9 protein-coding genes and 1 pseudogene are annotated in these 7,970 nt (G+C 46.7%); 9 read left to right on the top strand and 1 reads right to left on the bottom strand.

The features are described 5' to 3' along the window. The 7 genes and pseudogenes from HMPREF2606_RS11100 to dcd form a co-directional block, all read left to right on the top strand. Positions 1 to 325, top strand: a pseudogene (locus tag HMPREF2606_RS11100) (hypothetical protein); the annotation flags it as partial. Between the two features lie 31 nt (positions 326 to 356). Next, complete coding sequence (locus tag HMPREF2606_RS11190; protein WP_225905468.1) at positions 357 to 509, top strand: hypothetical protein; 153 nt, start codon at positions 357 to 359, stop codon at positions 507 to 509. Between the two features lie 124 nt (positions 510 to 633). Then, on the top strand, positions 634 to 987 hold the full coding sequence (locus HMPREF2606_RS11185) for a hypothetical protein (protein ID WP_070711997.1): 354 nt from the start codon (positions 634 to 636) through the stop codon (positions 985 to 987). A gap of 6 nt (positions 988 to 993) precedes the next feature. Further along, positions 994 to 1,206 (top strand): hypothetical protein, encoded by a 213-nt coding sequence (locus HMPREF2606_RS01145; protein WP_070711996.1) that lies wholly within the window; start codon positions 994 to 996, stop codon positions 1,204 to 1,206. Beyond that, positions 1,206 to 1,988 (top strand): ADP-ribosylglycohydrolase family protein, encoded by a 783-nt coding sequence (locus HMPREF2606_RS01140; protein ID WP_070711995.1) that lies wholly within the window; start codon positions 1,206 to 1,208, stop codon positions 1,986 to 1,988. The genes HMPREF2606_RS01145 and HMPREF2606_RS01140 overlap by 1 nt, the downstream gene beginning before the upstream one ends. A 22-nt stretch (positions 1,989 to 2,010) precedes the next feature. Further along, positions 2,011 to 2,442 carry an MORN repeat-containing protein gene (locus HMPREF2606_RS01135; RefSeq protein ID WP_070711994.1) on the top strand — a complete coding sequence of 144 codons (432 nt, stop codon included), beginning with the start codon at positions 2,011 to 2,013 and terminating at the stop codon, positions 2,440 to 2,442. Positions 2,443 to 2,567: 125 nt separating this feature from the next. Further along, positions 2,568 to 3,134: a dCTP deaminase gene (gene dcd, locus HMPREF2606_RS01130; protein WP_003680541.1), complete on the top strand. Its 567-nt coding sequence runs from the start codon at positions 2,568 to 2,570 to the stop codon at positions 3,132 to 3,134. 55 nt (positions 3,135 to 3,189) lie between these two features. On the opposite strand, the gene HMPREF2606_RS01125 is transcribed toward dcd, so the two are convergent. Next, the gene (locus tag HMPREF2606_RS01125) at positions 3,190 to 4,011 is read right to left on the bottom strand and encodes a posphoenolpyruvate synthetase regulatory kinase/phosphorylase PpsR (RefSeq protein WP_036491303.1); all 822 of its coding nucleotides are present in this window, start codon (positions 4,009 to 4,011) and stop codon (positions 3,190 to 3,192) included. Positions 4,012 to 4,423: 412 nt separating this feature from the next. Between HMPREF2606_RS01125 and ppsA the strand changes: the two genes are divergently transcribed. After that, positions 4,424 to 6,808, top strand: a complete 2,385-nt coding sequence (gene ppsA, locus HMPREF2606_RS01120) for a phosphoenolpyruvate synthase (protein ID WP_070843164.1) — start codon at positions 4,424 to 4,426, stop codon at positions 6,806 to 6,808. 270 nt (positions 6,809 to 7,078) lie between these two features. Next, entirely contained in the window at positions 7,079 to 7,783 is a 705-nt protein-coding gene (locus HMPREF2606_RS01115) for a peptidoglycan DD-metalloendopeptidase family protein (protein WP_070843163.1), read from the top strand. The last annotated feature ends 187 nt before the right edge of the window (positions 7,784 to 7,970 follow it).

The raw sequence follows: 7,970 nt of genomic DNA, 5'->3' as shown, positions 1-7,970 counted from the left end.
TACTTTTTTAGAAATCGAAGCAACGCCTGATTATATAAAACGATACCGTTCATTGTTTCCTGACGACCGTTATCCTGATGATTTGCCGAAACCCTATGTTTCATCTCATATCCTAAGCCCGGTCAGCGTATGCTTTAACAATGGAACAGAACAAGTTTTTCCTAGGTATACGGTAGTAAAACAAGTAGCAGTAGATGAAAACAACCATTTGATTGGGAGTGATAGACATTTGGTTATAAGGGAGGAGAAAGGTGCAGGAATATTATTTCAGCATCCAACAGACAAATGCATTAATGATATTTCCAGCATCTTTCTTATCAGATAGTCGATAGTATTTAATTTTAAAGGTATATGGTATGGCTACAACAGCACAAATCCGGCAGCATTTTTTAAAATTAGGGATGCCTGTTTCGGAAGTTAATCAGATTATTCGGGATTCAATTTTACTGGGGCAAACCCATAACTTTATCAATCAATGGGGGTTAGGGAGTATTCAAGCAATACACTAGATATTCCGGCATATTTTTCCAAAGCAAACTAATTGGCAGTAAAGAAAATAGAAGTATTGTATTCGGTACGGCAGACAAAAGATATCTGACTGCTTCTGATTGGGCTCATGAGTTAGGACATGGTTTGTTGAAAACAATTTCCAAGCTTGATCTTGATATTGATGGAAATCGCAATATAACAGCGAATGAATATGCACGAAGATTTGTTTATGAAGAAGGAAAAGCCGAATACAACCGTTTTCAGTTTGATTTGCGGAACAACCCAAAAGAAACCAAATACGGCTCAAATACAGAAGCAATCAAGGCAATGAACCAGCAACAGGCTGTTGATTATTTTGCCCATAAGATGAAAACCCAAAACCCCAGCGGACAGCCCGGCCATACTTATTGGACATTGGCGAAATCTGTATTCCTTGAGCAAACCAATCCAAACCTGCTAAACGGTAAAACTCCGGCCGAAAAGCAAAAAATTCTGTAATCAGGAATGGATGAAGCAGCGCCTGACCATCCCAACAGACTGTTTGGCGTAGGTGACGAGCGGGTTCGCTTTCAGAAAACCGATCCAAATATGCCGCTTAGTCTGATGCCGATGATGGCGCGTGGAAATCCTACGCTGATGGTGGTATTTGTACCTGCCAACAGCTGTTTGGCAGACGGTACGGTAACGACGATAGAAGTATCAGAAAGGATGTCATGATGTTGGGCGCAGTCATTGGCGATATTGCCGGATCAAGATTCGAGTTTGACAACTACCGTCACACCGATTTTGATATTTTCAGCCCCGACAGCGACTTTACCGATGACACGATTTGCACTGTTGCCATTGCCGATTGGGTTTTACAAGGCTGCAACGATAATTTGGCCTCTATTTTGCAAGGCTGGTGTAGGGCATATCCCTGTCCGAAAGGCGCATATGGCGGCCGCTTCTCACAATGGATAGAATGGAAAGATCCAGAACCTTATAATAGCTGGGGCAACGGCTCAGCCATGCGTGTTTCTGCCGTTGGTTGGGCATTTGCCACATTGGAAGAAACCCTGCATTTTGCCGAACAATCCGCTATCGTAACGCACAACCACCCAGAAGGCATTAAAGGTGCGCAAGCCGTAGCCGCCGCCATCTTTTGGGCGCGTACCGGTATGGGCAAAGCGCAAATCAAAGAAAACATTACAAGGCAATTCGGCTACGACTTGAGCCAAAGTTGCGACCAAATCCGCCCGCATTATCATTTCAACGAAAGCTGTCAGGAAACCGTGCCTCAAGCGATTACTGCCTTTCTTGAAAGCGATGATTTTGAACACGCCATCCGACTGGCAGTTTCCCTGGGTGGAGACAGCGATACCTTGGCAGCCATTACTGGCAGTATTGCTGAAGCATACTACGGTATCCCTACGGCCATGCGCGAACACGCTTTAGCCATATTGCCACGCCGTATTGCTGAAACCCTACTGACTTTTGAATCCCAATATCAGGCCGTCTGAAACTGCCTACAAAAAGGAATAAATGATGAAATACCTCGCCCTACTCCCTATCGCCTTCATGCTGGGTATGCCTGCCATTGCCGAAACCATCAATCCTTATCAGGAAAAAGGTTGCGCTTATGATGGCGATGTCGGCAAAGACGGCAAACCATCCGGTAAAGGTACATGGAAATGCCAAGACGGCCGCAGCTATGTCGGCTCATTTAAAAACGGCAAATTTGACGGCAAAGGCGTATATACCGTTTCCGGCAACGGCGAAACCTTTATCGAACCCTTCTCCTCCAATAGCGCCAAATTACGCAATATGACGCTGGAAGGGATGTTCAAAAAAGGCAGGGCGCACGGAAACTTTACCGCCTCCCAAAACGGCACACCAGTCTTCATCATGAAATGCGAAGACGGTATGATTAAAGAAGTCAAACTACCTAAGAAATCTGCGTCCAAAACCAAATAAACAGCCTTTCAGACGACCTTATCCGGCTTTTAGGCGGTCTGAAACATCAATTAACAAGCCTGCCTAAAGGCTGTTATGTTGATTTTAAAGAATTTCCAAACAACCCTTACCCCAGGACAACCACCATGAGCATTAAATCCGACAAATGGATACGCCGCATGGCCGAAGAACACGGCATGATTGAGCCGTTCGAGCCCAACCAAATCAAAGAGGCCAACGGCCAACGCATCATTTCCTACGGCACATCCAGCTACGGCTACGACATCCGTTGTGCTAATGAATTTAAAATCTTCACCAATATCAACAGCACCATCGTCGACCCGAAAAACTTCGACCCGAAAAACTTCGTTACAGTCGAAGATGACTGCTGTATCATTCCGCCCAACTCCTTTGCTTTGGCGCGCACAGTCGAATATTTCCGCATCCCGCGCAACGTCCTGACCGTCTGCTTAGGTAAATCCACTTACGCACGCTGCGGCATCATCGTCAACGTTACTCCGTTCGAACCTGAGTGGGAAGGCTACGTTACGCTTGAGTTTTCCAACACCACCCCCCTGCCTGCCAAAATCTATGCAGGCGAAGGCGTGGCTCAAGTCTTGTTCTTTGAAAGCGATGAAGTCTGCGAAACTTCATACAAAGACCGCAACGGCAAATACATGGGGCAAACCGGTGTTACCCTGCCCAAGACCTAATATACAAAATAACAAAAGGCCGTCTGAAGTTTCAGACGGCCTTTTATCATTTTATTTAGAAACGGCGTTTCAACTTACAAGCCTGCAAGATATGAACGGCGAGTTCTTCCACAGATTTATCGGTTGTATTGGTAAACGGCACACCGTGGCGTTTGAACATATTTTGCGCATCGGCAATCTCGCTGCGGCAAGTATCGATTTTGGCATAAGTCGAATTAGGACGGCGCTCCTGACGGATTGCCTGCAAGCGTTCAGGCTGAATGGTCAAACCAAACAGCTTGTCTTTATAAGGCTTGACCATACGCGGCAAATCTGTGGATTCCAAATCATCAGGAATCAATGGATAGTTGGCGGCACGGATACCGTATTGCAAGGCCAGATAGAGACAAGTCGGCGTTTTGCCGGAACGGGACACGCCCATCAAAATCACATCCGCTTCCTGCAGGTTTTTATCGCTGACGCCGTCATCATGATTCAGTGAAAAATTGACCGCCTCCATACGCGCATCATAGCGTTGGGTATTGCCGATACTGTGGTGCCCCTGCCGGGCGGCAACCGCCTCCGTATTGAGTTCCTTTTCCAAAAGACCGAGAAAGGTTTCAAAGAAATTAATATGGAACGCATTGGCTTTCTTGATGATTTCACGGATTTCGTCATTGACCACACTGACAAAAGCAATCGGGCGCACGCCGAATTTTTCAGCTGACTGGTTGACTTTGTCTACAACAGCACGTGCTTTTTCAGGCGTATCGATAAACGGATAGGTATGGCGTTTGAACTCAACATTGCCAAATTGGTTCAGCAAGGCTTCACCGATATTTTCAGCGGTCAGGCCGGTTCGGTCGGAAATATAGAAGACTTGGCGTGGATCAGTCATAATGAATCCTCTTGAGGGTAACGTTTCAGACGGCAATCATAGCAGTTACAGCCTTTGCAATAAAGCGATTCCCGATAGATTACACAGGATTACAACAAATTTGAATAATTTTTAAATTGGCACAAAATTTTATTTTTTGCTATTTTGTAGAATTTTATTCTAAAATTACAAAATAAATCTTGTTTATCAAATTTATTAACTTATTTTGTTTTCCATATTTAACAAGAAGATAACACGTAAAAACATGAATCTGATATTCACATTTCAGAAGGCTACACGCCTGAAAAGCACAATATCACAGACGAATTTGTGATTTTTAAAAAGATAAAACACATGACAGCCATCAAACGAATGGCTACAATAAGCAGGCGGATTTGTTTCTTTTTTAACATTTTTTGGATTGGACACACAAATGGCCGAAAACTACGTTATTTGGTTTGAAAACCTGCGTATGACTGACGTTGAGCGAGTGGGCGGTAAAAATGCCTCTTTGGGCGAAATGATCAGCCAACTGACTGAAAAAGGCGTGCGCGTTCCCGGCGGTTTTGCAACCACAGCCGAAGCTTATCGTGCTTTCCTGGCTCACAATGGTCTGAGCGAGCGTATTTCCGAAGCCCTGAAACAACTGGATGTTGAAGACGTTGCCGAATTGGCACGCGTGGGTAAAGAAATCCGTCAATGGATTTTGGATACCCCGTTCCCTGAACAGCTGGATGCTGAAATCGAAACAGCTTGGAATAAAATGGTTGCCGATGCCGGCGGTGCGGACATCTCCGTTGCCGTACGTTCTTCCGCAACAGCAGAAGACTTGCCGGACGCTTCTTTTGCCGGCCAACAAGAAACCTTCCTGAATATCAACGGCTTGGATAACGTTAAAGAAGCAATGCGCCATGTATTCGCTTCCCTGTACAACGACCGTGCCATTTCTTACCGTGTCCACAAAGGCTTCGAACACGACATCGTTGCCCTTTCTGCCGGCGTACAACGCATGGTGCGCTCTGACAGCGGCGCGTCCGGTGTGATGTTCACCATCGATACCGAATCCGGTTACGACCAAGTCGTTTTCGTTACCTCTTCTTACGGTCTGGGCGAAAACGTCGTACAAGGCGCAGTAAACCCTGACGAATTCTATGTATTCAAACCTACTTTGAAAGCAGGCAAACCGGCTATCCTGCGCAAAACCATGGGTTCGAAACAAATCAAAATGATCTTTACCGACAAAGCCGAAGCCGGTAAATCTGTGACCAACGTTGATGTACCTGCAGAAGACCGTCAACGCTTCTCCATTACCGACGCTGAAGTTACAGAGTTGGCTCATTACGCGCTGACCATCGAAAAACACTACGGTCGCCCAATGGACATCGAATGGGGCCGCGACGGCTTGGACGGCAAACTCTACATCCTGCAAGCACGCCCTGAAACTGTAAAATCTCAAGAAGACGGCAGCCGCAACCTGCGCCGCTTCTCTATCAACGGCGAAAAAGTTGTCTTGTGCGAAGGCCGTGCCATCGGTCAAAAAGTCGGCCAAGGCAAAGTACGCCTGGTGAAAGATGCTTCCGAGATGGATTCCGTTGAAGCAGGCGATGTACTCGTTACCGACATGACCGACCCGGATTGGGAACCGGTGATGAAACGTGCTTCCGCCATCGTGACCAACCGCGGCGGCCGTACCTGCCACGCAGCGATTATCGCGCGTGAATTGGGTATTCCGGCTGTTGTAGGTTGTGGCGACGCTACCGATCTGCTGTCCGAAGGCCAAGAAGTTACCGTATCTTGTGCCGAAGGCGATACCGGCTTCATCTACTCCGGCCTACTGGACGTACAAGTTACCGATGTTGCTTTGGACAACATGCCTAAAGCGCCTGTAAAAGTAATGATGAACGTTGGTAACCCTGAATTGGCATTCAGCTTCGCCAACCTGCCTAGCGAAGGCATCGGCTTGGCACGTATGGAATTCATCATCAACCGTCAAATCGGTATCCACCCTAAAGCCTTGTTGGAATTTGACAAACAAGACGACGAGTTGAAAGCTGAAATTACCCGCCGTATCGCAGGCTACGCTTCTCCTGTTGACTTCTATGTCGATAAAATCGCAGAAGGTGTGGCAACTTTGGCTGCTTCGGTTTATCCACGCAAAACCATCGTCCGTATGTCTGACTTCAAATCCAACGAGTACGCTAACTTGGTGGGTGGCAGCATCTACGAACCGCACGAAGAAAACCCAATGTTGGGCTTCCGTGGTGCAGCGCGTTATGTAGCCGATAACTTCAAAGACTGCTTCGCACTCGAGTGTAAAGCCTTGAAACGCGTTCGCGATGAAATGGGTTTGACCAACGTCGAAATCATGATTCCATTCGTTCGTACTTTGGGTGAAGCAGAAGCTGTTGTTAAAGCCCTAAAAGAAAACGGTTTGGAACGCGGCAAAAACGGCCTGCGCCTGATCATGATGTGTGAGTTGCCAAGCAACGCTGTATTGGCAGAACAATTCCTGCAATACTTCGACGGCTTCTCCATCGGCTCTAACGACATGACCCAGCTGACCCTCGGCCTCGACCGTGACAGCGGCTTGGTATCTGACTCCTTCGACGAGCGTAATCCTGCCGTTAAAGTGATGTTGCACTTGGCAATCTCTGCCTGCCGCAAACAAAACAAATACGTCGGTATTTGCGGTCAAGGCCCGTCAGACCATCCGGACTTTGCCAAATGGCTGGTTCAAGAAGGTATCGAGAGCGTATCGCTCAACCCTGATACCGTGATTGAAACTTGGCTGTATCTGGCTAACGAATTGAACAAATAAGTTCGATGAGACAAAAATCCCCTGCCCGTCTATCTCAGCAGGGGATTTTTATTGCCTTATTCAATGCCGTCTGAAAGAACTTTCACGTTCTTTTACCTTTTCAAAAAAGTTCCTTTGCATCAAAAAGATATAAAAATATTCAGCTATACTCACAAATTCTCAATAGTACTATATTGCCTCTCCGCATTTTATCCCATGCTTTTTGAGTGAACCTTTTTTCACTCTTCCTATCTATCATACACAGCATAACGATACATTTAGAAACAACCCATGAATACAAATTTTATTTCCACCTTTCAGACGGCCTTAAAACGTCTGGCCCTCATCAGCACCATTGCCGTCTTAGCAGCCTGCGCCGGTAACAACACTTCTTCCAACCGCTCCGTACCCGACGGCTACTACAGAGTCCGCCCTGGCGATACCCTGACCCAAATCGCCAAACGCTACGGACAAAACGTCAATACACTGGTTGCATGGAACAACCTTCCCAACGCCTCACAAATCGAAGTCGGCCAAGTATTGCGCGTCCGCCGCCATGTTGCCTCCCGCAATACTGCTACGCAGCAACGCCAAGCAACCGCCGTTACCCCGATCAACCGGTTAAGCTTGCAATGGCCGACCGATAACGCCTCATCCTCCATTATCCAACGCTACAACGGCACAACCAGCAAAGGCATAGATATTGCGGGCATGCAAGGCCAACAAATCCGTTCTGCCGCAGCCGGTACCGTCATCTACGTTGGCGAAGAAGTCCGCGGCTACGGCAAGCTGATTTTAATCAGCCACAACGACTACACCATTACCGCCTATGCCCACAACGACACGCTTTTGGTACAAAAAGATCAAAAAGTCCAAGCAGGTCAAGTTATCGCCACCATGGGCAGCAGCGATACAGACAGCGTCAAGCTTCATTTTGAAGTTCGTCTAAACGGCAAAGCAGTCGATCCCCTGCCTTATTTGACTAGAAAAAATTAATACCTTAATCAAAAGGCCGTCTGAAATAACTTTATTTCAGACGGCCTTTTGATTTGTCTTATCATAACACCCATCTCAACAAAGCGTTTACCAACTTAACTTATGTTGATTGAGTGTAAACGCCGTTATACAATAACAACTCTTTTTAACACTCCGAGACCTTTGCAAAATTCCCCAAAATCCCCTA

Source organism: Neisseria sp. HMSC070H10, from assembly GCF_001837635.1.
In the GTDB taxonomy this organism is placed as follows: Bacteria; Pseudomonadota; Gammaproteobacteria; order Burkholderiales; family Neisseriaceae; genus Neisseria; species Neisseria subflava_A.
Note: the sequence above shows the minus strand (reverse complement) of the source record. Positions and strands in the feature narration are given on the sequence as shown.